At 61.8% G+C, this 24563-nt stretch carries 26 protein-coding genes, 2 tRNA genes and 1 riboswitch; of the genes, 17 read left to right on the top strand and 11 right to left on the bottom strand.

Features of this window, described 5'->3' with window-relative positions:
- Positions 1–28: 28 nt before the first annotated feature.
- From ACP7DW_RS26475 to ACP7DW_RS26465, 3 genes are read left to right on the top strand one after another with little or no spacing between them, the layout of a single operon-like run.
- The gene (locus ACP7DW_RS26475) at positions 29–1504 is read left to right on the top strand and encodes a GNAT family N-acetyltransferase (RefSeq protein WP_426057474.1); all 1476 of its coding nucleotides are present in this window, start codon (positions 29–31) and stop codon (positions 1502–1504) included.
- Entirely contained in the window at positions 1464–1928 is a 465-nt protein-coding gene (locus ACP7DW_RS26470) for an ASCH domain-containing protein (RefSeq protein WP_426057475.1), read from the top strand. Before ACP7DW_RS26475 ends, ACP7DW_RS26470 begins: the two co-directional genes overlap by 41 nt.
- On the top strand, positions 1925–2455 hold the full coding sequence (locus ACP7DW_RS26465; protein ID WP_426057476.1) for an ATP-binding protein: 531 nt from the start codon (positions 1925–1927) through the stop codon (positions 2453–2455). Before ACP7DW_RS26470 ends, ACP7DW_RS26465 begins: the two co-directional genes overlap by 4 nt.
- A 91-nt stretch (positions 2456–2546) precedes the next feature.
- Here ACP7DW_RS26465 and ACP7DW_RS26460 read toward each other — a convergent pair.
- The 9 genes from ACP7DW_RS26460 to ybgC all read right to left on the bottom strand — a co-directional run bounded on the left by ACP7DW_RS26460 (position 2547) and on the right by ybgC (position 8245).
- Positions 2547–2622 (bottom strand) — tRNA-Lys (locus tag ACP7DW_RS26460).
- Positions 2623–2711: 89 nt separating this feature from the next.
- Positions 2712–2787: transfer RNA gene (locus tag ACP7DW_RS26455), tRNA-Lys, on the bottom strand.
- Positions 2788–2854: 67 nt separating this feature from the next.
- On the bottom strand, positions 2855–3613 hold the full coding sequence (gene ybgF, locus ACP7DW_RS26450; RefSeq protein WP_426057477.1) for a tol-pal system protein YbgF: 759 nt from the start codon (positions 3611–3613) through the stop codon (positions 2855–2857).
- Between the two features lie 135 nt (positions 3614–3748).
- Positions 3749–4270, bottom strand: coding sequence for a peptidoglycan-associated lipoprotein Pal (gene pal, locus ACP7DW_RS26445; RefSeq protein ID WP_298400405.1), 522 nt, complete (start codon positions 4268–4270; stop codon positions 3749–3751).
- 43 nt (positions 4271–4313) lie between these two features.
- On the bottom strand, positions 4314–5591 hold the full coding sequence (tolB, locus tag ACP7DW_RS26440) for a Tol-Pal system beta propeller repeat protein TolB (protein WP_426057478.1): 1278 nt from the start codon (positions 5589–5591) through the stop codon (positions 4314–4316).
- Positions 5588–6601: a cell envelope integrity protein TolA gene (gene tolA, locus ACP7DW_RS26435; RefSeq protein ID WP_426057479.1), complete on the bottom strand. Its 1014-nt coding sequence runs from the start codon at positions 6599–6601 to the stop codon at positions 5588–5590. Before tolA ends, tolB begins: the two co-directional genes overlap by 4 nt.
- A gap of 48 nt (positions 6602–6649) precedes the next feature.
- Positions 6650–7090: an ExbD/TolR family protein gene (locus tag ACP7DW_RS26430; RefSeq protein ID WP_223278896.1), complete on the bottom strand. Its 441-nt coding sequence runs from the start codon at positions 7088–7090 to the stop codon at positions 6650–6652.
- A gap of 15 nt (positions 7091–7105) precedes the next feature.
- Positions 7106–7795, bottom strand: coding sequence for a protein TolQ (gene tolQ / locus ACP7DW_RS26425; RefSeq protein WP_071078726.1), 690 nt, complete (start codon positions 7793–7795; stop codon positions 7106–7108).
- Between the two features lie 48 nt (positions 7796–7843).
- Entirely contained in the window at positions 7844–8245 is a 402-nt protein-coding gene (gene ybgC / locus ACP7DW_RS26420; protein ID WP_426057489.1) for a tol-pal system-associated acyl-CoA thioesterase, read from the bottom strand.
- Positions 8246–8560: 315 nt separating this feature from the next.
- A riboswitch (ZMP/ZTP riboswitch) is annotated at positions 8561–8685 on the top strand.
- A 111-nt stretch (positions 8686–8796) separates the two neighbouring features.
- On the opposite strand from ybgC, the gene glyA reads away from it, so the two are divergent.
- From glyA to ACP7DW_RS26365, 11 genes are all read left to right on the top strand, one after another.
- Positions 8797–10041 carry a serine hydroxymethyltransferase gene (gene glyA / locus ACP7DW_RS26415; protein ID WP_116743599.1) on the top strand — a complete coding sequence of 415 codons (1245 nt, stop codon included), beginning with the start codon at positions 8797–8799 and terminating at the stop codon, positions 10039–10041.
- A 143-nt stretch (positions 10042–10184) separates the two neighbouring features.
- Positions 10185–10649 (top strand): transcriptional regulator NrdR, encoded by a 465-nt coding sequence (gene nrdR, locus ACP7DW_RS26410; RefSeq protein ID WP_071078724.1) that lies wholly within the window; start codon positions 10185–10187, stop codon positions 10647–10649.
- Positions 10650–10886: 237 nt separating this feature from the next.
- A complete protein-coding gene (gene pilV, locus ACP7DW_RS26405; protein ID WP_426085177.1) occupies positions 10887–11456 on the top strand; it encodes a type IV pilus modification protein PilV in 570 nt (189 codons plus the stop codon).
- Positions 11453–12421 carry a PilW family protein gene (locus tag ACP7DW_RS26400; RefSeq protein WP_426057481.1) on the top strand — a complete coding sequence of 323 codons (969 nt, stop codon included), beginning with the start codon at positions 11453–11455 and terminating at the stop codon, positions 12419–12421. Before pilV ends, ACP7DW_RS26400 begins: the two co-directional genes overlap by 4 nt.
- 9 nt (positions 12422–12430) lie before the next feature.
- A complete protein-coding gene (locus ACP7DW_RS26395; RefSeq protein ID WP_426057482.1) occupies positions 12431–13090 on the top strand; it encodes a pilus assembly PilX family protein in 660 nt (219 codons plus the stop codon).
- A gap of 29 nt (positions 13091–13119) precedes the next feature.
- A complete protein-coding gene (locus ACP7DW_RS26390; RefSeq protein WP_426057483.1) occupies positions 13120–16992 on the top strand; it encodes a pilus assembly protein in 3873 nt (1290 codons plus the stop codon).
- Between the two features lie 91 nt (positions 16993–17083).
- Entirely contained in the window at positions 17084–17581 is a 498-nt protein-coding gene (locus tag ACP7DW_RS26385; protein WP_426057484.1) for a type IV pilin protein, read from the top strand.
- A gap of 8 nt (positions 17582–17589) precedes the next feature.
- Entirely contained in the window at positions 17590–18177 is a 588-nt protein-coding gene (locus tag ACP7DW_RS26380) for a GspH/FimT family protein (RefSeq protein ID WP_426057485.1), read from the top strand.
- Between the two features lie 62 nt (positions 18178–18239).
- Positions 18240–19313 (top strand): bifunctional diaminohydroxyphosphoribosylaminopyrimidine deaminase/5-amino-6-(5-phosphoribosylamino)uracil reductase RibD, encoded by a 1074-nt coding sequence (ribD, locus tag ACP7DW_RS26375; RefSeq protein ID WP_426057490.1) that lies wholly within the window; start codon positions 18240–18242, stop codon positions 19311–19313.
- A 30-nt stretch (positions 19314–19343) separates the two neighbouring features.
- Complete coding sequence (locus tag ACP7DW_RS26370; protein WP_298400373.1) at positions 19344–19979, top strand: riboflavin synthase; 636 nt, start codon at positions 19344–19346, stop codon at positions 19977–19979.
- Between the two features lie 102 nt (positions 19980–20081).
- Positions 20082–21359: a hypothetical protein gene (locus ACP7DW_RS26365; protein WP_426057486.1), complete on the top strand. Its 1278-nt coding sequence runs from the start codon at positions 20082–20084 to the stop codon at positions 21357–21359.
- On the opposite strand, the gene ACP7DW_RS26360 is transcribed toward ACP7DW_RS26365, so the two are convergent.
- Positions 21356–21781 (bottom strand): OsmC family protein, encoded by a 426-nt coding sequence (locus tag ACP7DW_RS26360; RefSeq protein ID WP_282408699.1) that lies wholly within the window; start codon positions 21779–21781, stop codon positions 21356–21358. The genes ACP7DW_RS26365 and ACP7DW_RS26360 overlap by 4 nt on opposite strands.
- A 297-nt stretch (positions 21782–22078) precedes the next feature.
- Between ACP7DW_RS26360 and ribBA the strand changes: the two genes are divergently transcribed.
- The 3 genes from ribBA (at position 22079) to nusB (ending at position 24412) form a co-directional block, all read left to right on the top strand.
- Positions 22079–23194, top strand: a complete 1116-nt coding sequence (ribBA, locus tag ACP7DW_RS26355; RefSeq protein WP_071078715.1) for a bifunctional 3,4-dihydroxy-2-butanone-4-phosphate synthase/GTP cyclohydrolase II — start codon at positions 22079–22081, stop codon at positions 23192–23194.
- A 62-nt stretch (positions 23195–23256) separates the two neighbouring features.
- On the top strand, positions 23257–23739 hold the full coding sequence (ribH, locus tag ACP7DW_RS26350) for a 6,7-dimethyl-8-ribityllumazine synthase (protein ID WP_099760114.1): 483 nt from the start codon (positions 23257–23259) through the stop codon (positions 23737–23739).
- Positions 23740–23941: 202 nt separating this feature from the next.
- Positions 23942–24412 (top strand): transcription antitermination factor NusB, encoded by a 471-nt coding sequence (nusB, locus tag ACP7DW_RS26345; protein ID WP_071078713.1) that lies wholly within the window; start codon positions 23942–23944, stop codon positions 24410–24412.
- A 63-nt stretch (positions 24413–24475) separates the two neighbouring features.
- Here nusB and ACP7DW_RS26340 read toward each other — a convergent pair.
- The coding region (locus ACP7DW_RS26340) for an integrase core domain-containing protein (protein WP_426057343.1) at positions 24476–24563 on the bottom strand (88 nt) is incomplete at its 5' end.

The following is a 24563-nucleotide window of genomic DNA, read 5'->3' as shown; positions in this document are numbered from 1 at the left end:
AAGCACAGTAACCATTGAGAGATAAATTTTGAATCAACGCTTGCGCTTCTTGCTTGATACCAATATTTTAATACCACTTCAGGATTCGATGGTGGTGCTTGAGCCTAGTCTCGCCAACTTTGCTCGTTTGGCAAATGCAGGTGGGCATCAGCTTCTTTATCATCCTGCCTCTGAAATCGATATAAAGCGCGACAAAGATAAAGAAAGACGAGATCGAACGCTTGCACGGTTAGCTCAATACGCCCGCCTTGATGGTGTTCCGTCAAGCCCTTGCAACACGAACGAGACCTCAGCCAACGATGCCTGTGATAATGACATTCTTCATTCGCTTGAATGCTCTGCTGTTCACGCGCTAGTTACTGAGGACCGTGAGATTCACAATAAAGCACGGCAAGCAGGGCTGGGTAGTCGTGTCTACAATATTCAAACTGCCGAGGACTGGCTTAGGCGGCTCCACGAGCCCTCCGAGGTTCAACTTCCCAATATTGATGATGTTCACCTGTATGAACTCACTAATCAACTAGACTCTGCGCTCTTTGATAGTCTTCGGGAGAGTTACGATACGCCTTCCCGGAGTTTTAATGTATGGTTTCGTGAAAAAGCGCAGATGGGAAGAAAGGCGTGGGTCGCTCGAACGGATGATGGGCAACTTGAGGCAATCTGTATTTACGCGATTCAAACGGATGAGGTTATTAATGACTCTAATAAGCAACTCAATGGCTCATCGCTTAAGCTATGTACATTCAAGGTCGGCGAGAAAATTCGGGGGAGAAAGATTGGTGAGTTATTCCTTAAGGCGGCCTTTCGCTTTGCGACGGAAAATCGATGTGAGAATATATTTGTCCATACTAATCCTGGGCAGGTCTATTTATTAGCGTTGCTTGAGGACTTCGGATTCCAGAAGAATGGGATGTATGGCGCAGATATAATGCTAGTTAAGGAGCATCCAGTTGAGCCGCCGGAGTCCACACTGCCGACGCCCGATTACGCACGTCTGTATTTCCCCCACTTTCGTCGTGATGACTCTGTGCAGAAATTTTTGATCCCTATTCAGCCGCAGTTCCATCAGATCCTTTTCCCTGATCTAGCGAGGCAGGCCCAACTATTTTCCTCTTGTTCGACAGCTGGAAATGCTATCAAGCAGGCATACTTATGCAAAGCACCCACCAACCAAGTGAAGCCCGGTGATGTGGTGATTTTTTACCGGACTGTCGACGAAATGGCTGCAACATCAATTGGCGTTGTTGAATGTTATGAGGTTCATAACGATGCGGCAAAGATTATGCAGGTCGTTCGACGTAGAACGGTCTACAGTCAAAAAGATATCGAACTAATGGCGCATACTGCCACCAAAGTTATGCTTTTCCGGTTGGTTGGGCACTTCCCCGAACCAGTGGCGTTTAGCTCGTTAATAAGTGAGGGCATTGTCTCTGGTCCTCCTCAGTCTATTACAAAAATCTCCGATGATTCCTTCTCAAAATTGCTCTCAATCTCCAACTGGTAGTTCAATACTCATTTCGATTAAACCTCGATATGCCGATCTTATTCTTGCAGGAAGCAAGCACGTGGAGTTGCGTCGTGCAGCACCGACTCAGGCTATTAAAGCGATGGCGATCTATTCGTCTTCACCTATTCAGGCCATTGTTGCATTGGTCGAAATCGTCGAGGTGATCGAAGCAAGTGCATCTCGTCTATGGGAAATAGCTAGAGATAACGGCGGCGGTCTTACTCGCAGTGAATTAAGAGGCTATTACAGTGGCAAGAAAACAGGCTTCGCAATTATGCTGGGAAAAGTTAGACAATTTGACAGCCCCATTGAGCCCCACTTTATTTTTTCTAAGTTCACTCCGCCACAATCATTCCGATACTTGACGCCAGATGAATTGAAGAAATTAGAGAAATTGCTAATCAAAAGGAAGAAGTCATGACGGTGATCTTTCTTGCAGGAGTTCACGGAGTTGGGAAAGGGCATCTAGGTGCTCTGGTGTCTACTGGTCTCAGTGTGCGACATCTGACAGCTAGCCAACTCATTCGTGAGGAGAGGGTGCGCGAGTCATGGGGAAAGGATAAATTCGTCACAGATGTTGACGATAATCAGCGCGCACTAATTCAAGCTATCGAACGGTTGCGTGATTCAAGGCAGGCTTTATTGCTGGACGGGCACTTTGTCCTTCGCGCGCCAAATGGTGACTTCATACGCTTGGAGGCGGGAGTCTTCTCCGCCTTGAAATTGTCTGGGGTTGTTTTGCTACATGAGGAGGCTGACAGAATCGCGGTACGCCTCCTGCAGCGCGACGGCGTCCATACGACGCCAGATTCTATTCGGGCGCTTGCTGCGGAAGAAGAGACGCATGCTCGCGAGGTTTGTGGGATATTAAGCATACCTCTTGCAGTATTGGTGTCGCCTACGGAAATTAGCCTGACTGACGCAATTCGAAGGCTTGTTGACAAGTGATAAATCGATGTTTGCGAAAAGTGAGGGTGCCACCAGAGAGCGACCAGAAACAAAAAAGCCAACCGCGAACGGTTGGCTTCTTCATAGTATTTGGTAGGCCGTGCGGGATTCGAACCTGCGACCAACGGATTAAAAGTCCGCTGCTCTACCAGCTGAGCTAACGACCCAAAAACTTTTTACAACAACTTCGGTAACACTGTGCTGTAAAAAAATGCTTGCTGGTACAACTTGCAAGCAGATCAGTACTGCGTATTCGTGGTAGGCCGTGCGGGATTCGAACCTGCGACCAACGGATTAAAAGTCCGCTGCTCTACCAGCTGAGCTAACGACCCGAAGAAGGAAGATTATAGGGGGTGCCCGGGATTCTGTCAAACCGAACGGGCAACTTTTTCCCCGCTTTTACTTTTTGCCGCCCCGTTCCTTGGCCGCTTGTGCCGCGCTGGAGTCCGGGTAGCGCGAGATCAGGGCGTTCAGGGTCTTGGTCGCGTTCGGCTTGTCTTTCAGCTCCGTGTAGCAGCTGGCGATGTTGAGCATGGCGTCGGGCGCCTTCGGGCTGTCCGGATAGTGTTTCAGCACTGCCTGCTGGGCCGTGATGGCGCTCTTGCAGTCGCGCTGGGCGTAATAGGCGTTGCCCAGCCAGTATTGCGCGTTGGCCGCGTAGGCCGATTCCGGATAGCGCTTCACGAAGGCGTCCAGAGCCGTGACGGCGCCCTTGTAGTCGCCCGACTTGAACAGGCCGAATGCCGACTCGTACGCGCTTTGCTCGGAGACGCCCACGGCCGCTTCCTGGCCATCGATGGTGACCTGGCGCGGCTCGAGCTTGCGCAGGCGCGCGTCGATGTCGGTGTAGAAATCCTTCTGGCGCTTTTGCGTGTTCGCCAGGTCGTTGCCCAGCACTTCGATCTGGCCGCGCAGGCGGGCGATCTCTTGCATGGTCTGATCGTGCTGGTTGAGCAGGCTCAAGGTGCTGGTCTTGTCCGCCTTGGTGTCGATGCGGCCGTTCAGGTCGCGTGCCATGGCGTCCACCTTGGCGCGCAGCTCCAGGATGGCCTTGCGCGCTTCGTCGTCGTCGAACAGGGCGGCGTTGGCGTGCAGGGGCAGGTAGGCAAACGCGGCCATCAAGGCGGCGGCGACGCCGGCTTTCGAGAATGTCATCATGGGTCGGGCTTTCAAAGGTTACGCAAAACATGCAAACGGGGCGCTGGGCGGTGAATCACCGCGCTGCGCCCCATTATTATGCCTATGACTGGCCAGTTAGGTAAGCGTCAATGCTGCCGCGCTCACCCGTGAACATCAATAAACGATGTCAGCGCGGCGGTTTTCTGCCCATGCTGCTTCGTTGCTGCCTTGAGCTTTAGGCTTTTCTTTGCCCAGCGACACGGCTTCCATTTGGCCTTCTGACACGCCCAGGGCGGCCATCGACTTGCGCACGGCTTCAGCACGTTTCTGGCCCAGGGCCAGGTTGTACTCGGCGCCACCGCGTTCATCGGTGTTACCTTGGATCAGGATCTTGCGGCTAGGCGTTTTCACCAGGTAGGCAGCGTGGTTTTGCACGACTGGGGTGTCCGCTTCGCGCACGACGTATTTGTCGAAGTCGAAGTAGATGCTGCGGTTAGCCAGCACGCCTTTTGGATCGTCCAGTGGATCGACCGATGCGGTCGTTACTGGCTGAACTTGACGGGTGTCAACTGGAGCGACGACTTTTTCAGGAGCACGCTCAACCACTGGGGTTTCTGCGACTTTGACTGGGGTGCTGCAGGCGGACAGCAGGGCTGCGGTGGCGGCGATGAAAGCCAAACTTTTAAAGTTACTCATTTTTATTCTCCGGGTCATGGTTAAAGGTGAAACTGTACAGCATTTACTTCATGAAAGGACCCCAGGTGGGCTCCTTGATATTGCCAGCTTGCGTAGTCAAACGCTGTTTGACGCGGCCATCCACCGATACCACTGCCAGCGACTTGCGTCGTCCGGATTCGGTCGCGTACATGATATATTTCCCGTTGGGCGAAAAGCTCGGTGATTCGTCGTTGGCGGTGTCCGACAGGCGCAGTTCCTGGCCACTAGCCAGGTCGAGCGCGTAGAGCTGGAAATTGCCGTCGCGACGGGAAATATAAGCGAGAGTCTTCCCGTCGGAGGAAATCCGCGGGCTGATGTTGTAGGAGCCGCCAAACGTCACGCGCTTGGCGTCGCCACCGCCAACCGACATGCGGTAGATCTGTGGTCCGCCGCTGCGATCGCTGGTGAAGTAAATGCTTTGGCCATCGGCCGAGAATTGCGGTTCCGTATCGATGCCGCTGCTGTTGCTGACGCGGCGCAAGCCGCTGCCGTCGGCATTGACGGTGTAGACCTGGGTATGGCCATCGCGCGACAGGGCCACGGCCAGGCGTGCGCCGTCCGGGCTCCAGCTCGGCGCCGAATTGCTGCCTTTTTCATTCGACACGATGGTGCGCTGGCGCGTCACCAGGTTTTGCACGTAGACGATGGGTTTTTTCTTTTCGAACGAGACATACGCCACCTTGGTGCCATCCGGCGACCACGACGGCGAAATGATCGGCTCGTTCGAGCGCAGGGCGACCTGGATGCCTTCGCCATCGGCGTCGGCGATTTCCAGGCGGTATTCGCGGCCCGATTGCGTGACGTAGGCGATGCGCGTGGCGAACGCGCCTTTCGTGCCCGTCAGCTTCTCATAGATGTCATCGGCGATCTTGTGCGCCAGCAGGCGGTTGAACTGCGGCGCGGCCGCATTGTTCATGCTGGAAATCTGCGCGCCCTTGATGGTGTCGAACAGCTTGTAGCGCACGTCCAGGCGGCCATCGGCCATGCTTTGCACGCTGCCGGCCGCCAGCGCGTCGGCGCCGCGCGACTTCCATTGGTCGTAGCTGACGGGCGCCGTTTCCGATACGGGCGCATCGGCGTCGATCAGCTTGAACACGCCGCTGCGCGCCAGGTCGGCCTTGATGATGCCGGACAGCGATTGCGGCGCCGCCGATTCATTGACGAAGCTGGCGACAGCCACCGGGATCTGGTTGCTGCCGATCCCTGTAATCTCCACGCGCAGCTGCGCCTGGGCGCTTGACGCTCCCAGCATCAGGCCGGCACAGAGCACGACATAGCTCATTTTTTTCATGATCATCATTTAGGCAAATCCTTCATCTCGAATATGAGTTCAATCTCGCGTTCCACGGTGCCGTCTTTTTTCTTCGGCAGTGGCGACGATTTATTAATGGCGTTTTCCACCGAGCTGTCATACGCCGGCAGACCGCTGCTTTTAATCTTTCGGACCGAAATAATTTCCCCAGTTGGCAGTTGCTCGATCTTGAACACGGCGCGCGGGTTGCCCGGCACGTCCGTGCTACCGCTGTACGCGATATTGCTCTTGATCTTGCTCGTCAGGGCAGCGACATAGCCGCTGTCCTTGCGTGGCGCGGTCGCTTTCGCGGCCGTGCCCGTGGTGCCATTGCCTGCCTGCGCCATCATGCGCTTCATGTCATCGGCGCGCATTTTGTCGGCAGCGGCTTTTTCTGCCGCCGCTTTCTTGGCCTTGGCGGCTTTTTCCGCTGCCGCTTTTTTATCGGCCAGTTCTTTCTCGGCTTTTTCTTCCGCCGCTTTCTCTTTGGCTTCCTTGGCTTTTTCCAGCTTGTCGGCTTTTTCTTTTTCCAGCTTGGCAGCCTTGTCTTTTTCTTTCTGCTTCTGCTTTTCCAGTTCGCGCTTTTCTTCCTCGCGTTCCTTCAATTCCTGCTTGCGGCGTTCTTCCGCTGCCGCTTTGTCTTTTTCTTCCTTCAGCTTGGCCTTCTTGCGTTCCAGGGCGATCTCCGCCTCGCGCAGGTCAACCTTCGGCTCGGGCGCGGCCACCGGCGGCGGTGGCGGCGGGGCCGGCTGCTCCACTTGCGGTTGCGGCGGAGGTGCCGGTGTCGGCTCCGGTTCGGTCGCCACCTCGGGCGGCGGCGCGGCCGTCTGCACTTTCAGGTCCCACACTTCCGCTTCGACGGCGACAGGTTCCGTATTTTGCCAGTGTACGCCCACCCACAGGAAAAACAGCAGGCCAAGGTGCATCGCCAGCGCCAGGCCCAGCGAGGGCCAGCGGCTGCGTTCGCGCGGCACGCTGTAAGGCTTGCCGAGTACATGGTCGATTTGTTTGGTCTGCAAAGTCTAGTCTATCTAAAAACGGTCAAGTCTGGAAACAGGGTAATGCGCTTACTTGGTGGCCAGGCCAACTCTGGTAATGCCCATCTTTTTCGCTTCCGAAATGAGCTGGATCACATCGTCGTACTTGCTTTCCTTGTCGCCCGCGATCATCACGGGATAGTCGGGATTGCTCTCGTGCAAGCCGCGCAGCTTGCGCAGCAGGGCGTCGCGGTTCGGTTCCGTTTCCGGCGACAGCTGTTCCTTGCCGATGACGCCGATTGACAGCGAACCATTCGGTTTCAGCACGATCTGAATATAGTCATCGGGTGGTTTGGCCGACTTTTCCGCGTTGGGCAGGTTCACCACGCTGGGATTGTTCGACGACGGCATCACCATGAAAATGATCAGCAGCACCAGCATCACGTCGATATACGGCACGACGTTGATTTCGGACTTGAACTTGCGGCCACGGCCGCCGCGCATGCCGCCGCTATTGAATGAGGAACCCATGGACCTTGCTCCCTGTTAGCGCGACTGGCGCTGCAAGATGTTGGAGAATTCCTCGACGAAGCTCTCGAAGCGGATCGCCAGGCGGTCAATGTCATGCGAAAAGCGGTTGTAGGCGACGACGGCGGGAATCGCCGCGAACAGGCCGATGGCGGTGGCGATGAGCGCTTCGGCAATGCCGGGCGCGACGGCGGCCAGCGTGGCTTGCTGGACGTTGGCCAGGCCGCGGAAGGCGTTCATGATGCCCCAGACGGTGCCCAGCAGGCCGATGTACGGCGAAACGGAGCCGACGGAAGCGAGGAAGGCCAGGTGCGATTCGAGCACGTCCATTTCGCGCTGGAAGGCGGCGCGCATGGCGCGGCGTGCGCCGTCGAGCACGGCGCCCACGTCCAGCGCTTCGCGCGAACCGTAGGAAGCCTTGCCCTTGATGAATTCGCCCATGCCGGCGTCGAAGATGCGCGCCAGCGCGCCGCTCTGGTCACGGTTGCCGCTGGCGCTTTGATGCAGCGCATGCAGGTTGCCGCCGGCCCAGAAGCTGCGTTCAAATTCGATGGTTTGCTTGCGCGCCTGGCGCACGGCAAACATCTTGCGGAAAATGTAAGTCCAGCTGGTCAGGGAAATCAGCAGCAGCAGGGCCATGATCAGTTGCACGATCAAATGGGCATTGGAGATGAGCGCGAGGAAAGAAAGATCTTGTGTAACGTTCATTGGCTGGCAGTCTGTTGGGTGAATTGTCCGGGGGGGTGGCGGTAGGGCTCAGGCGGCGCGCATGCGGGCCGCCACTGCATCAGGCACGGCGCGCGGGCGCAATGCCGAGTCGACGCAGCCGATCTTGACGCGGGCCGTGTTCAGCAGGAGGTCGCCGCACCAGGCTTGTTGCAGGAAAACGATGGAGGCGCGCCCCATTTTTTCTATGCTTAAGGTTAATCTTACCGTGTCATCGAGCCTGGCTGGCGCATGATAGTCGGCGTTGACGCTTTTGACAACGAACATCGCGTCGTGTTGTTCCAGCAATGCCTGCTGGCCCACGTCGATGGCGCGCAGCCATTCGGTACGCGCGCGTTCGAAGAATTTCAGGTAGTTTGCGTAATAGACGATGCCGCCGGCGTCGGTGTCTTCATAGTAGACACGTACGTTCCAGGTAAAGACTGAAGGCATGTTTATTGCGCCAGTAGTGAGATTGAGCAACATTTTACGCGATTTTTCTTCTTGTGACTGTGGGCGCTTGCTGGAAAGCCATGCAAAAGCTGCATATAAGTTGCACCGCAGCATTGTAAATCCGGGGGGCACAATGGCAAGCTTCGTAACATACGCTTACATGCCGCAGCCAGGTTTACGTTCAGCTTAAGGGCCGCAGTCACGCTGCGGGGCGGCCTGTGGTCATGCCCGGGCTGCGATGGCGCGCCGCGATTATAGCTGCACGGTTGCATTCCTTGCTCAATTTGGGCACTTAACTTACAATTTGATTTCCATTACGTCTCACGTGACTGGCGAAAAGTCGGGCGATCTCCCTGGATGGCGATCGGCAAACCGGCGAAAGGTGGGCACCCACCGGGAAACGTGAGATTTTTCATCAGCCGTTCGCCTGGGTAGCCACTATGGAAAAGCACGAAGAGGCTGCCTGTCCAATGTTGTTATTCACTTAACGCCGGCTCCCCTCATTCGATCCAACCTGCCAGTACAAGCACCCTCATACTTGGAGTTTTTACATGTTTGCAAAAGATCACACCCTCGCCAACGTCGACCCTGAATTGTTCGCCGTCATTCAAAAAGAGAACACGCGCCAGCACGATCACATCGAACTGATCGCGTCGGAGAACTACACGTCGCCAGCCGTCATGGAAGCGCAAGGCTCGCAGCTGACGAACAAGTATGCCGAAGGCTATCCAGGCAAGCGCTACTACGGTGGCTGCGAATACGTCGACGTGGCCGAGCAACTGGCCATCGACCGTGTGAAACAGCTGTTCGGCGCCGAATGCGCGAACGTGCAGCCGAACTCCGGCTCGCAGGCGAACCAGGGCGTGTTCTTTGCCATGCTGAAACCAGGCGACCTGATCATGGGCATGTCGCTGGCCGAAGGCGGCCACCTGACCCACGGCATGCCGCTGAACATGTCCGGCAAGTGGTTTGACGTCGTGTCATATGGCTTGACGGCGGAAGAAGACATCGATTACGAGGCAATGGAACGTCTGGCCCGCGAACGCAAGCCAAAGCTGATCATCGCCGGCGCCTCGGCCTTCTCGAAAAAGATCGACTTCGAGCGTTTCGGCAAGATCGCCAAGGAAGTGGGCGCCTACTTCATGGTCGACATGGCCCACTACGCCGGCCTGATCGCCGCCGGCCTGTACCCGAACCCGGTGCCGTTCGCCGACTTCGTCACCTCGACCACGCACAAATCGTTGCGCGGCCCGCGCGGCGGCATCATCCTGATGAAGGCTGAGCACGAAAAAGCCATCAACTCGGCCATCTTCCCCGGCATCCAGGGCGGCCCGCTGATGCACGTGATCGCCGGCAAGGCCGTCGCCTTCAAGGAAGCGCTGAGCCCGGAATTCGTCGAATACCAGAAGCAAGTGGTCAAGAACGCGGACGTGCTGGCGAAAACCCTGATCAAGCGCGGCCTGCGCATCGTTTCCGGCGGCACCGAATCGCACGTCATGCTGGTCGACCTGCGCGCCAAGAACCTGACGGGCAAGGAAGCCGAAGCCATCCTCGGTTCCGCGCACATCACCTGCAACAAGAACGGCATCCCGAACGACCCGCAAAAACCGTTCGTCACCTCGGGCATCCGCCTGGGCAGCCCGGCGATGACGACACGCGGTTTCAAGGAAGCGCAAGCGGAAGAAGTGGGCAACCTGATCGCCGACGTGCTGGACAATCCGCATGACGCCGCCACCATCGAGCGCGTGAAAGCGGCCGTGAAAGTGCTGGCCGACGCGCATCCGGTGTACGCATAATTATTTGTCCAGAATGTGTCATACAGAGTAAGATTCTGTATGACACATTCCTTCGTGCCCAAGGGCGCCCGGAGTGATTCGGGCGCCCTTTGTACAAGGGCGGCGATTTCCCGTAATTATTACTATAAAGTTGTAGCCAGCCCATGAAATGTCCATTTTGCCAGCACGGCGACACCCAGGTTCTCGATACGCGCGTATCGGAGGAAGGGGATGCCATTCGGCGCCGCCGCCGCTGCGGCAAATGCGACAAGCGTTTTACCACGTACGAACGCATTGAACTTATCATGCCGGCCGTCGTCAAAAAGAATGGCAGCCGGACGGAGTTCGCTGCGGATAAGTTGCGCGGCAGTTTGATGCTGGCCTTGCGCAAGCGTCCCGTCGCGGCCGCCTCCGTGGATACGGCCATCGCCTCCATCCAGGAAAAACTGCTGACCAGCGGCTTGCGCGAAGTCGATTCCGGCTATATCGGCGAGCTCGTCATGCAAGAACTGAAGCGCCTCGACAAGATCGCCTATATCCGCTTCGCTTCCGTCTACAAGAATTTCGAAGACCTGGCCGAGTTCCAGGATGCGATCGCCGAAGTGGGCCAGGCGCGCAGCAAGCCCTGACGTTCACCTATTGAAAACCTGAAAACGGGGCCGGTTCTGCGCCCCGTGTGCACCACGCCAGCGTTCGCCTGGCAAGCGGTCTGATCAATCCCTACGCTGTTCTTCTCACCTTATCGCCGTGCTGTTTGCGCCAGCGCAGACCCGGTTTTTTGCGCGCGCCTATCGTGTAGCTGGGCCGCCTGTTCTTGCGACTCTGTCTGCGGAAGGGAGTAGCGCATGTGCAATGGCGGTCGCACGATGTTTCCTGCGGGTGGCAGCAGCCTCGTCGAGGTGCTGGTGTCGCTGCTGCTGTTGGCGCTGGGCTTGTTGGGCGCCAGCATCCTGCAATTGCACTCGCTGCGCGCGCGCCATGAGTCGGCGCTGTTGTCGGCGGGCGTGCAACTGGCCGCCGGCATGGCCGAGCGCATGCGCGCGAACAGCGTGCTCATGAATGGTCCCGATACGGGCAATCCCTACCTGAACGTGACGTACGCGGCGGCGGACGACGCGGAAGCAGGCGGTGGCGCGCCCGACTGCCTCGGTGCTGCCGCCTGCAGCGCGGCCGAGCTGGCGCAATTTGACATCGCCGAGTGGAAGCAGCAACTGCATGCGGCCTTGCCCGGCGCGCGCCTGCATATCTGCCGCGATGCGCCCGCCTGGGATGCCGCCGCCCAGGGCTTGCCGTGGGCGTGCAGCGGCGGCAAGGGCGCGCCCATCGTCATCAAGCTGGGCTGGCGCGCCCGCCTGCCCGGCGGCTCGCCCGCCGTGAATGCGGCAGGCGGGTCGCTGCCCAGGCTGGCGTTTCAGTTGGGCGGAGGCGGCGCATGAACACGGTCTTGCGCCGGCATCGCGGCATGAGCCTGGTCGAATTACTGGTGGCCCTGTCGCTGGGCGCGCTGTTGATGCTGGCCGCCAGCACCGTGCTGCTGGCGGCCAGCGGCAGTTATGGCGACCAGTCCGCCAGCGCGCGCCTCGATGATAACGGCCGCTATGCGCTCGACACCATCGCCCGCGCCGTGCGCCAGACGGCCTATGTCAACTGGGACAGCAGCGCCGCGCCCGTCGCCCATGCCGCGCACGACAGCGCGAATATCGCCGGGCTCGACGCGCACAGCCTGGGCAAGAACAGCGAGGGCATCAGCGGCGCGCTGCCCGGCGCCCTGCATGGCAGCGACGTGCTGGCCCTGCGCTATTACGGTGCCGGCAAGGAAGAGGGTGGCGACGGTTCCGTGCTCAACTGCGCCGGCTTCGGCGTGGGCGCCGCGCAAACGCAGGCGCAGCGGGGCTGGAGCATTTTCTATGTGGCCCAGGGCGCCGATGGCGAAGGCGAACTGCGCTGCAAATACCGTGGCGCGAACGGCTGGGGCGCGGACGCCATCATCCGCGGCGTCGACGGTTTCCAGGTGCTGTATGGCCTCGATACGGATACGCCGCCCGACGGCGTGGCGAACCGCTATGTCAACGCCAGCGCGCTCGACGCCTACGATGCGGCGCTGGTGCTGGTGGGCGTGGATGCGGCCGCGCGCCAGCGCGATTTGCACAGCCGCACGCACTGGAAGCGCGTGGCCGGCGTGCGCGTGGCGCTGCTGTTGCATGGCGAAGCGGGCCAGGCGGACAAGATGGCGGAACTGGGGCCGGCGCAGTTCGACCTGTTCGGCAAGGCGTATGCCGAGGCGCACGGCGCTGGCGACACGGGCGTGCGCATCGCGCGCACGGCCTTGCCCATAGCAACGCGCTCGCGGCTGCGACAACTGGTGCAGACAAGCATCATGCTGCGCAACGGGCCGGTCTAGGCGGGCGCCATGATGGCTGGCGCGGGCGGGCGCTGTTGCGAACCTTGGTGCGCAGCTCGTGTACGTCACGGTGGCGCCACCCTCGTGTATGTGCTGTGCCTGCTGGTGATCATCTTGCTGCTGGGTATATCGGCGGCGCAGATGGCCTTGCAGGGGGAAAAGGCGGCACGCGGTGAGCGCGACCGGCAGATCGCGTTTCAGGCGGCGGAGGAGGCATTGATGGATGCGCAGAACGATATCGAAGGCTTGTCCGGCGCGCCGGGACGCAGCAGCCTGTTCGCACCAGGCAGCGCGGCCGGGTTTGTGGACGGCTGTGGCGAGGGAGGCGCACTGGGCCTGTGCCTGCCCGCAGCCCCGGACGCGCCGGCCCTCTGGTTAAGTACGGATCTCGATGGCGCCGAAGGGAGCAGCCGCGCCGTGCCATATGGCCAGTTCACGGGCGCCGTCATGCAGACGGGGCAGGGTTTCCTGCCGTCGCGCCGGCCCCGCTACCTGATCGAACTGCTGCCATTCCACCCGCCCGGCGCGCAGGCGGCGGCAGTGACTGGCGGCCTGGCCACGGAAAGCTATGTGTACCGCATCACGGCCATCGGTTTTGGCGCGCAGGAAAGCACGCAAGTCGTGCTGCAAAGCTACTATCGCAAAGAGGCGGCGGGAGCGGTGCCATGAGGGCTTTGCTATCCGCTTTGCGATCCACTTTGTGGTCTGCCCGCCGGCATGCCGGCCGCGTCTGGCTTCTGCTGGCCTGCATCGTTTACTTCACTTGCGGCGGCGCCCTTGCCGCCGCTCCTCCCGTGGAACTGGCGCGGGCCGACGCGGGCTTGCACGGCGCCAGGGTGCCGCCGAATCTGCTGCTCAACCTGTCCCTCACGCATGCGGCAGCCGCCGCCGCGCATGGCGGCGACTATGCGCCGCAGCGCGAGTACCTGGGGTACTTCCATGCGCGCATGTGCTACAGCTATCCGTACCGCAGCAAGGATGGCGTCATGCAGCCCGATTTGCGCGTGGCGACCGCTTACTTCTCCGTGCTGAAGCCGGCCGATGCGCTGCACGGCTGCGGCGGCGATAGTTTTAGCGGCAACTTTCTGAACTGGGCCAGCGCCAGCATGCTCGATATCGTCCGCTACGCGCTGACGGGCGGCGGCCGCGTCATCGACGAAGTGCGCAAGACGGTGCTGCAGCGCGCCTGGCTGCCCGATGCCGACAGCCCCATCGACTTCTTTGCCCACCCCGTCTTTTTCCCGCGCAAGGTCTTGCAGGCCGGCGTGGCGGCGGCGACGCCGTTTGCCCTGGCGCAACTGGCTATCGTTTCCTGCCGTAATCGCCTGCTGTTCGGCGACGCCAGCTTGCCTGCGGGCGGCAATTGCGACGCGCCCGGCATTGCCGCCACGCACGGCGTGTTCCTCGCGCGCGTGCGCGTCTGCGACGCTGAAGAAGGACCGCTGCGCGACGACTTGTGCCTGGCATATGGCAAGCACTACAAGCCGGTGGGCGCCGTGCAGCGCCATGGCGGCAGGGTGCGCGTGGGCGTGTTTGGCCACTTGAATGGCGTGAGCGCCAGCGCCGGACCCGTGTATGGCGGCGTGCTGCGCGCGCCGCTGGCCCACGTGGGGCGGCAACGCTGGGCGGCGCCCGACTATCTGCCGCAAGACAATGCCGACGTCGAGTGGCATCCCGCCACCGGCGTATATGTGGCGCCAACGGTGGTTCAAGGTGCGGGCCCTGGCGGCGGGGTGACCGCTTACATCAATGGCCTGGGCCGCAGCAGCGCCGGGCATCCCGGCAGGTATGCCAGCGCGGCGCCGACAGCCGAATTGCTGTACGAATCGCTGCGCTACCTGCAGGGAAGGCAGGCGAGCGCGGTGGTGCCGCCCGCCACGGCCCCGCCCGCCATTGACGACGGCTTGCCGGTGTTGATTGCGTGGAGCGACCCGCAAACCGCCAGTTGCCAGCGCCACGGCATCGTCAGCCTCGGCGATGCGGGCATGGCGGGCGACCGCTACGTGCCCGGCAATGTCCCGCTAACTCCCGCATCCAACGGCGACCGTGCCCGCGCCGCCGATGGCTTTGCGTCGCCGCCGTTGGATGCGATGGCCTGGACGCACGCGGTGGGCAGCCTGGAAAGCGGCGGCGTGCAGGGCAATCCCGCGCCACGGCCCGACCTGGCGGCGCTGGAATGGCTGTCCGACGGGTCGGGCGGCGCCAGCTACCATGCGGCAGGGCTGGCCTACTGGTCGCATGTGCAGCCACTGCGCCCTGGCGGCAAGCACGACGGCGTCGCAAGGGTCGAGCACTATGCGGGCGACTTGCGCCAGGGCGACCCGGCTGGCGAATCTGCGGCCACGTCCGCCGCCACCCCCTTGTCACTGGTGGCCAAATATGGCGGCTTTCTCGATGCGAACGGCGACGCCAACCCCTTCAAGAGTGCAACGGGTAGCGCGCTGGAGGAATGGAGCGTGGATGGCCGCTGGCCCGCCCATTACTTGCCCGGCAGCGACCCGGCTGCCCTGATCGCGGGACTGCGCGCAGCCTTTGTCGCCGCCGACAAGGCTACCTTGCCGACGACGCTGGCGGGGCCGGCCCTGATGGCGCTGGCCAGTGGCACGGAAGAGGCATACTGGTTCCAGACGCAGCTGCGCCTTGCCGATGGCAGCATGAGCTTGTCGCGCACCGCGTTTGCGTTGGGCGCCGATGGCGCACTGCTTCCCGGCAAGCCATGGTGGCGCGCCGGCGGACAGGACAAGCCCGTGCCGGATGGAACGCCCGCGTCCTTGCGTCCCGTCTACACGCTCGACGCGAAGGGCGCCCTGATGCCGCTGGCCTGGACGCGGCTCGATGCGGAGCAGCGCGGCGCCTTCGACGGCGGCGATGGGCAAGGGGAGGCGCGCCTGGCGTACCTGCTGGGTCAGCGCACGCACGAGGTGGGCCGGCCGGGCGGCGTCCTGCGGCGCCGGTCAGGCAGCCTGGGTGCGGCACCCTACGGCAATCTGCTGTACGTGGGCGCGCCGGGGCTGGGCATGCCGGGCGCTGGCTATGGCTTGCACCGCCAGGCGCTGCTGCAGCGGCGCAAAATGTTGTACCTGGGCGCCAACGATGGCTTGCTGCACGCCTTCGATGCGCGCACGGGCAGCGAAGTGTTTGCCTATTTGCCGCAGGCGCTGCTGCACGCGGCGGCAGCCGCTGCGAGCACTCACTACAGTCCGGGTCCGCTGCTCGATGGCGGCGCGGCCACGGCGGAAGTGCTGGCGTCGGGACACTGGAAGACGGTGCTGGCGGCGGGCATGGGCGGCGGGGCGCAGGGCGTGTTTGCGCTCGACATCACCGACCCGGCCCGCTTCGCGCAGGACGGAGCGCTGTGGGAGTTTACCGACCGCGACGACAGGCTGATGGGCAACGTGCGCGCGCCGCCATCCTTTGCGCGCATCAACATGGGCGGCAAGGAGGGCGCGCCGGCCTACCGCGATGTTGCCATCGTTGCCAGCGCCTACAACAACCATGTGAATGACGGCAAGGACACGACGGCGCCCGCAGCGGCCGCCGCCATTTTTCTGCTGGCGCTGGACAAGGCGCCTGGCACGCCGTGGCTGTTGGGAAATAATTACTTCCGGCTCAAGGTGCCCGTGGCCAGCGGTGGCGGTGGCCATGAAACTGATGAGGACGCCGACGCCATGTCCCATGCGCTGGGCCCGCCCTCCGTGGTGCCAGGCGGTGACGGCGCACTGGCGTACATCTATGCCGGCGATTTGCAGGGCAATATCTGGCGCTTCGACATGGCTGGCGGGCCGCCGTGGAAGGAGGGTCAGGGGCGCAAGCTGGTCTTTGTCGCGCGCGACGCGCAGGGGCGGCGCCAGCCCGTGACGCAGCAACCGAGCGTGGCGTACGCGCCCGGTGGCGGCTATGTGCTGCTGTTCGGCACGGGCAAGCTGGTCGAAGCGGCCGATACCTGGCCTTCCGCCTTTCTGTCCCAGTCGTTTTATGCCGTGCACGACGATTTGCGGGAGTCGTCTCCCACGCGCAGCCGGACCGACCTGGAACAGCGCAGCCTGGGCGAAGCGGTGGGCGGCGTGCGCGTCGACGGCGCGGAGCTGCGCTATACGGGCAGCGAGGCCATGCGCGGCTGGTACCTCGATTTTCTCGATACGGCGCAGACGGGCGAACGCAGCATCAATAGTCCCTTGCTGGCCGCCGGCAAGGTGCTGTTCAATACCGTTTTGCCGGGGCGCGACCCTTGCAGCAAGCCGGCCACGCGCCTGTACGTGCTCGATGTGCTGAGCGGCTTTGCCGCCGATGGCGCCGGCGTCGTGCAGGCGGGCGCGCAGACGGGGCGCTTGTTCGATGGCCTGGCGCGCGCGCCGCCGCTGGCGCTGGAGTTGAACAGCACGGTGGGCGCCGCGACGGCGGCAGGGCGGGCCGAGGGGCGCAAGGAATTGGCCGTGCTGCAACCTGGCTTGCCCGGTGCGACCAGCGGGACGGTGCTCAAGGTCGTCAGCGCGCCGCTGCCGGCGCGGCGCCTGAGCTGGCGCGAAGTGGCGAACTGGCGCGAATTGCACGAGGCGGCCAAGAAGAAATAGGCGTGGGCATGGCTGGCGTGCCGAAAGTTAAAGCAGCGGTACAGGCCGGCGCAGCGCATGGCTGGTGCTTTTAGCAGAGGAGGGCGGTTGCATGGGGACGTTGGCAAGGCGGCACTGGTCCGCTGCAGACGATGGCGCACCGGCCGCCGCCTTGGGCTTCAGCCTGATCGAACTGCTGTCCGTGCTGGCGATCATGAGCCTGCTGCTGGCGCTGGCCGTACCCGCTTATCACGGCCATGTCGTGCGCGCCAAGCGGGTACAGGGACAGGCGACCTTGCTGCGGCTGATGCAACAGCAGGAACGTTATTATTCGCAAAACAATCATTACCTGGCCTTTTCCTCGGCCTCGCCGGCACCGCAGGTGCAAGCGTTTCCGTGGTGGTCCGGCGAAGGGCCGGCTGCCAGCGCGTATGAAATCGAGGCGCTGGCCTGTCCCGGCTCGACGATCGGGCAATGCGTGCTGTTGCGGGCCATGCCGGGCACGTCCAAGGTCGATGCGCAATTCCAGGATGCCGATTGTGGTGTCCTGTCGTTCAGCAGCACGGGCCAGCGCGGCAGCAGCGGCCCGGCCAGCCATTGCTGGCCCTAGGCGTGGCCATGCGCAAGCGGCCACCCTGGAGCAGGCACACTTTCGGGCACGCCGTCGGGCATACCTTGCTCGAATTGCTGGCCGTGCTGGCGATGGCGGCGCTGCTGGCGGCCGCCGCCATGCCAGGTTTGCAGCAGTTGCTGGCGCGCCAGCAGGTGCGCGCGGCGGCCACGGACTTGTTCTCGGCCATCGAATTGACGCGGGCGCAGGCGATGGCGCGGGGGCAGCGCGTGCTGCTGATGCCGGCCGGGCCTGGTGGCACGGACTGGGGCACCGGCTGGCTGGCATTCATCGACCGCAATGCCAACCTGGCGTTCGATGACGGCGACGAATTGCTGTTGCGCCAGGGGCCGCTGCCGGCGGGCATTGCGGCCCAGTTTGCGTTTTCCTCGGCCACGGCGCCGTTTTATATCGCCTACAATGGCGCAGGACGCAGTTGCAGCGCGACCAATAGTCTGGCGGCGCGCTGGGGTACCTTGTCCCTGACTTTGGGAAAGCAGGTGCGCCATATTAAAATCAATATGCTGGGCCGGGTGCGCGTGTGCGATCCGCAGCAGCAGGCGACCAATTGCAGCGGCGTGGCCGACAGTTCGTAACCCGACTCATCTATTACTCACTATCAAAGAAGCCCGTGGAAATACTCAACGATATCGATGGCATGCGCCTGGCGCTGGAATGGGCGGCGCGCGGCTTGTACACGACCTCGCCCAATCCCCGCATCGGCTGCGTGATCGTCAGGGATGGCCAGGTGATCGGCGCCGGCGTGACGCAGGCGGCGGGGCAGGATCATGCCGAGGTGCAAGCCTTGGCGAATGCGGCGGCGCGCGGCAACGACGTGCGCGGCGCCACGGCGTACGTCACGCTGGAGCCGTGCAACCACCATGGCCGCACGCCGCCCTGTTCCGATGCGCTCGTGCGCGCGGGGCTGGGGCGCGTCGTGGCCGCCATGACGGACCCGAATCCGCTGGTGGCGGGGCAGGGGCTGGCCAGGCTGGAAGCGGCCGGCATCGCCGTCAGCACCGGCGTGCTGGCCGACGAGGCATATGAAATGAATATCGGTTTCTTTTCGCGCATGCAGCGCGGCAAGCCGTGGGTGCGCATGAAAACGGCGGCCAGCCTGGACGGCATGACGGCCTTGCACAATGGGCAAAGCCAGTGGATCACGGGACCGGAGGCGCGTGCCGACGGCCATGCCTGGCGCGCGCGCGCCTGCGCCATCCTGACGGGCATCGGCACGGTCAAGGCGGACGATCCGCAATTGAACGTGCGCGCCGTCGAGACGCCGCGCCAGCCGCGCCGCATCGTCGTCGACAGCCGGCTCGACATCCGCCTCGATGCGCGCATCTTGCAAGGCGGCGGCACGTGGATCGTGGCGGCCATGGCCAACCCCGAGAAAGAGGCGCAGCTGCGCGCCCTGGGCGCGGAAGTCATCCTGTTGCCGAACGGGGACGGCAAGGTCGACCTGGCCGCGCTGATGCTGGAACTGGGACGCCGGCAAATCAATGAAGTCCACGTCGAGGCAGGCGCCAAACTGAACGGCTCGCTGATCCGCGAAGGCTGCGTCGACGAGTTGCTGGTCTACCTGGCGCCCACCTTGCTGGGCGATGCGCAAGGCATGTTTGCCTTGCCGGCCTTGACGGATCTCAAACAGCAGCGCACTTTGCGGTTTCACCAGGTTCAGCAAGTGGGCGAGGATTTGCGTATCCTTGCAAGATTCGCCCAGCGCAATTAATACTTTCATCATTTTTATAAGGTTAGCTCCATGTTTACAGGAATTGTTGCCGCCATCGGCAAGATTGAAACCGTGCAAGCACTCGACGGTGGCCTCGATGCCGGCGTGCGCCTGAGCATCCATGCGGGCGGCTTGCCGCTGGCCGATGTGGCCCTGGGCGATTCGATCGCCATCAATGGCGCCTGCATGACGGTGGTGGAAAAGTCGGACACGGGTTTTGCCGTCGATGTCTCGCGTGAAAGCCTCAATTGCACCGTGGGCCTCGATACGACCACGGAAGTGAACCTGGAAAAAGCCCTGACCCTGGCCGAGCGCCTGGGTGGCCACCTGGTGTCCGGCCACGTCGACGGCCTGGGTATCGTGCGCAAGTTCGAAGCTGTCGGCGAATCGTGGGAACTGGTCATCGAAGCGCCGCATGAACTGGCGAAATACCTGGCCTTCAAAGGTTCCGTTGTCGTCAACGGCGTGTCCCTGACCGTCAACCGCGTGGAAGACCTGGGCGCGGGCGCCGTCAATGGCTGCCGCTTCTCGATCAACCTGATTCCGCACACCATCGCCATGACGACCCTGAAGCACCTGACGGTCGATGGCAAGGTCAATCTGGAAATCGATCTGATCGCCCGCTATGTCGAGCGGATGTTGTCGCTGGACAAGGCCGCCGCCTGAGATAAGTAGAACTGGATACGGCAACACATCGTCCTTGCCAGGAGTGTGTTGCTTTTCTTGCCGACGCGCATACTATGAAGCTTTCCGCAGTGGAGGCTGACCATGGACCCGATTTCGCGCGCAACCGTGCCCAACACCATCCCGGCCACGTTCCGCGTGGGCGAGACTGCGCCGCTGGCGCCGGCGCTGCCCGTGCCGTCGTCCAGCGCGGCGGCGGCCCTTGCCGCTCTGTCATCGACGCAGGTCGACCTCTCGCCGCTGGGGCAGTTCCTGTCCGGCGTGGCCTTGTCGCGCCGGCAACTGCTGGCCTTGCAGGGCGTCGCAGAGCAGGCCGGCACGGCAAATACCCCCGTGAATGTCAATGACGACTTGCTGGCGCTGGCGCGGCAGCTGACGGAATCGTTCGCCCAGCTGCAAACGAGCGGCATCGATGCCAGCCAGCTGGCCACGGCGGGCGACACACCGGGCAGCCTGGCGCAGCGCTACGATTTGCTGTCGGGCGACGGTACGACGGATACGGCGGCCGCGCTGGCGCAGGACGGCAGCCTGCTCACCCAGGCGGGTCTGGCGCGCATCGGCATCGACTTGCGCAATGAAGATGTCGACGCAACAACTTTACAGGCCGCGTATGCGGTCGACAGTAAGGCCACCCTGGATGCCTTGCAACAGGGAACGGACGTGCTGGCACAGGTGGGCGCCGTGCTGGCCCAACAGCAGGGTGCGCCGCTGGCGGCCGTGGTCGAAGCGGATTTGACGGGCGCAGCATTGCCATCCAGCGCCGTGCAGGCCGCGCAGCCGCAGGCCGTTGATGCGGCACCGCCGCAAACGGCTGCCATTGCACAACGACAACTGGAGCTGCAGCAGCAACTGGAAACGGAAGAGTTGAACCTGGACTTGCAGGAATTGCGGCCGCCGTCGCCGGCAGCCGTTACCATTGATGAGCAGGACTTGCTGCAGGCGCAGCGGGCAGACAGCCAGCGCGTGGATGCCCGGCGCATCGACAGCGAACGCGTGAATACCGATCAGCAGGCGCAGCAGCAGGAGGCTGCGCGGGCGATACAGGCGGCGTCCGACCGGGCTCAGTCGCTGGCAGGAGAAGCACAAGTGCAAGCCGATGCGGGCCTGGCGACGGCGCAAGCCCAGCTGGCCCAGCAAAATGCGCAGGCGCAAGCGCTAGCCGCGCAAAACGCGGGCATGGCTGTGCCGCCGCCCTCGTCGCAAGATCCGTCCGTGGCGGCGGCCATCGCCGCGTATAACCTGAACAATGCAGCGCTGAATCCGGGCTTGATGAACCGGCCATTGCCGGCCAGCGACTCGCGCCTGCCGCTGGTGGCGCCCGTCGCTGCCGTGGAGCCGGTCAAGCCCGTGACGAAAATCTAGGGCAGCAGGGTAGCGTCCAGGGTAATGTTGGCTTTAAGTAACTTCGATACGGGGCAGCCGGCCTTGGCCTTGCCCGTCAATGCCTCGAATGTTGCCTGGTCGGCGCCCGGTATCTTTGCTTTCAGGATCAGGTGGACGGCCGTGATGGCAAAGCCGTCGTCCACCTTGTCGAGAGTCACTTCGGCCGTCGTTTCCATCTTTTCCGCCGTCAGGCCCGCTTCGCCGAGGATCAGCGACAGGGCCATGGTGAAGCAGCCCGCGTGGGCGGCGCCGATCAATTCTTCGGGATTGGTGCCGGGCTTGCCTTCGAAGCGGCTGGCAAAGCCGTAGGGATATTCCTGCAAGGCGCCGCTGCGCGTGCTGATGGCTCCTTTGCCGTCCTTGATGCCGCCTGACCAGATGGCCGATCCGTTGGTTTTCATGTTGCCGCTCCTGTGTAGGGTGTCGCTGCGAGTGGAGTGTCAGCGCCGTGGCGGTGACTGGCTGATCTTATGCTCTTCGCAAGGCCGGCGGCGCGCGTCTTGCCGCCTCCGTGTGCGGCGGATCAGGGAATGGGCGCTTTGCGGGACAGGCTGCGGCGCGCATGCCGCAAAGCTGTCTTATTTCAGGTCTGCAAGCGCTAAATCCTTTAAAATAGCAGGTTATAAGAAAATTCCCGGAAATTCGCGGAATATTCGCACGCGATGTTTCAGTTTTTAGTCTCACTAAGAGGATCAATGATGTCTATATCAAGCACCGAAGAGATCGTCGCTGAATTGCGCGCCGGCCGCATGGTGATACTGGTCGATGAAGAAGACCGGGAAAATGAAGGCGATCTGGTGCTTGCCGCCGATTTCGTGACGCCTGAAGCCATCAATTTCATGATCACGCATGCGCGTGGCCTGGTCTGCCTGACCCTGACGGAAGAGCGTTGCGACGAGCTGAACCTGTCGATGATGACGTCGCGCAACGGCACCGCCTACGGCACCAACTTTACTGTCTCCATCGAAGCGGCCGAAGGCGTGACGACGGGCATTTCCGCCGCCGACCGCGCCAAGACCATCCAGGTGGCTGTGGCCAAGGGCACGCAGCCCAGCGATATCGTCCAGCCTGGCCATATCTTCCCGCTGAAAGCGCAAAAAGGCGGCGTGCTGATGCGCGCAGGCCATACCGAAGCCGGCTGCGACTTGACGGCCATGGCCGGCCTGACGCCCGCGTCCGTGATTTGCGAAATCATGAAGGACGACGGCACCATGGCGCGCCTGCCGGACTTGCTGGTGTTTGCCGAGCAGCATGGCCTGAAAATCGGCACGATTGCCGATCTGATCCATTACCGCAGCCAGACGGAGTCCCTGGTCGAGCGCGTTGCCGAGCGCACCCTGCACACGGCGCATGGCGAATTCCGCTTGATCGCGTTCCGCGACAAGCCGAGCGCATCGGCCCATTTGGCCCTCGTGCATGGCGACCTGGCGCCCGGCCTGGAAGCACTGGTGCGTGTGCACCAGCCTGTTTCCCTGCTGGACGTGCTGGAGAGCGAAGCGACCACCCACTCGTGGACGGTAGCGGCCTCGATGGCCGCCATCAAGCAGTCCGAACGGGGCGTGATGGTCTTGCTGAACTGTGGCGAGACCTCCAGCGAGCTGTTTGCCCAGTTCGCCGCTCTGGACACGCCGCAAGCCAAGCCGAAAGGCCGCGCCGCCAGCATGGACTTGCGCAGCTACGGCATCGGCGCGCAAATCCTGCGCGACCTGGGCGTGAGCAAGATGCAATTGCTGGCCAGCCCCCGCAAGATGCCGTCGATGGCCGGTTTCGACCTGGAAGTCACCGGTTTTCAGTGCCATCCAGGCCAGCAGTAATTAATCACCTTCAGCGGCCCGGCGCACGGCGCCGCCGCTGAGCACATATAAAGAGGCATATGATGAGCGTAGGAACCTATGAAACCAATTTTGCCGGCGAAGGTTTGCGCGTCGGTATCGTCCAGGCACGATTCAATGAAATCGTCGGTGGTGGCTTGCTGTCGGCATGCCTGGAAGAGTTGAGCAAGCTGGGCGTGGCCGATGAAGATATCCTGCACGTGACCGTGCCGGGCGCCCTGGAAATCCCACTGATTCTGCAAAAAATGGCAGAAACCGAGCAATTCGACGCCCTGATCGCACTGGGCGCCGTGATTCGCGGTGAAACCTACCACTTCGAGCTGGTATCGAACGAATCGGGCGCAGGCATCACGCGCATCGGTCTCGATTACGGCATCCCCATCGCCAACGCAGTGTTGACGACCGAAAACGACGAGCAGGCGGAAGTGCGCATGCTGGTCAAGGGAGCCGAAGCGGCACGCGTGGCAGTGGAAATGGCTAATCTGGCGCAAGCGCTAGAAGAGTTGCAAGAATCCGAGGAGGACTAGCCGTGTAGTGAACGTCCGATAAAACGCCCATAGCTGCGTTGCAAGCCCTCGCCGTACATTCGTACTGTCTTCGGGCTCGCGCCTTGCTCTGAGCATTTTCTCGAACGTTCTGACACGCGGTTGGCTGCGGCGCGTTGAAAAGCGCGCCGTGCTGTCTCGCCGGAATTTGTAGTGAACACGTACTTAAGAACAGGTAACAATCATGACTGAGAAAAATTTGCTCGCCAACCCCAGCAAAAACCGCACGCCGCGTCATCGCGCGCGCGAGTTTGCGCTGCAGGGCTTGTACCAGTGGCTGCTGAACAATGAAGACGCGACCACCGTCGTGAACAATATTCGCGCCGCGCATGGTTTCGACAAGGCCGATGGCGATCATTTCACGGTGCTGCTGTACGGCGCCATCAAGGATTCGCTGGCGCTGCGCGACAGCATGGCACCCTTGATCGACCGCAACATCGCGGAACTGTCGCCCATCGAACACGGCATCCTGCTGATCGGCGCGTTCGAGCTGAAGAACAACATGGAAATCCCGTACCGCGTCGTCATCAACGAAGCGGTCGAGCTGGCCAAGTCGTTTGGCGGTATCGACGGCCACAAGTATGTGAACGGCGTGCTGGATAAATTGGCAGTGAAATTCCGCGAGGAAGAAGTGGGCGCCAACAAGCGCAAGTAATATAGAGCGTAGTTCCTGCGGCCGCTGCCGCAGGTGTCCAGTCCTAAAATAGGTTGACAGTATTTACTGCTGTAGAAACGCCCGATGCACCGCATCGGGCGTTTTGTATTGCAAGGCCGTATGCGGCCGTTCCTGGTTATAGATGCGCACC

It is taken from the genome of Janthinobacterium sp. PSRC1-1 (genome assembly GCF_049897525.1).
Lineage (GTDB): Bacteria > Pseudomonadota > Gammaproteobacteria > Burkholderiales > Burkholderiaceae_D > Janthinobacterium > Janthinobacterium tructae.
The sequence above is the reverse complement of the archived record's forward strand: the minus strand, read 5'-3'. Positions and strand labels throughout refer to the sequence as shown.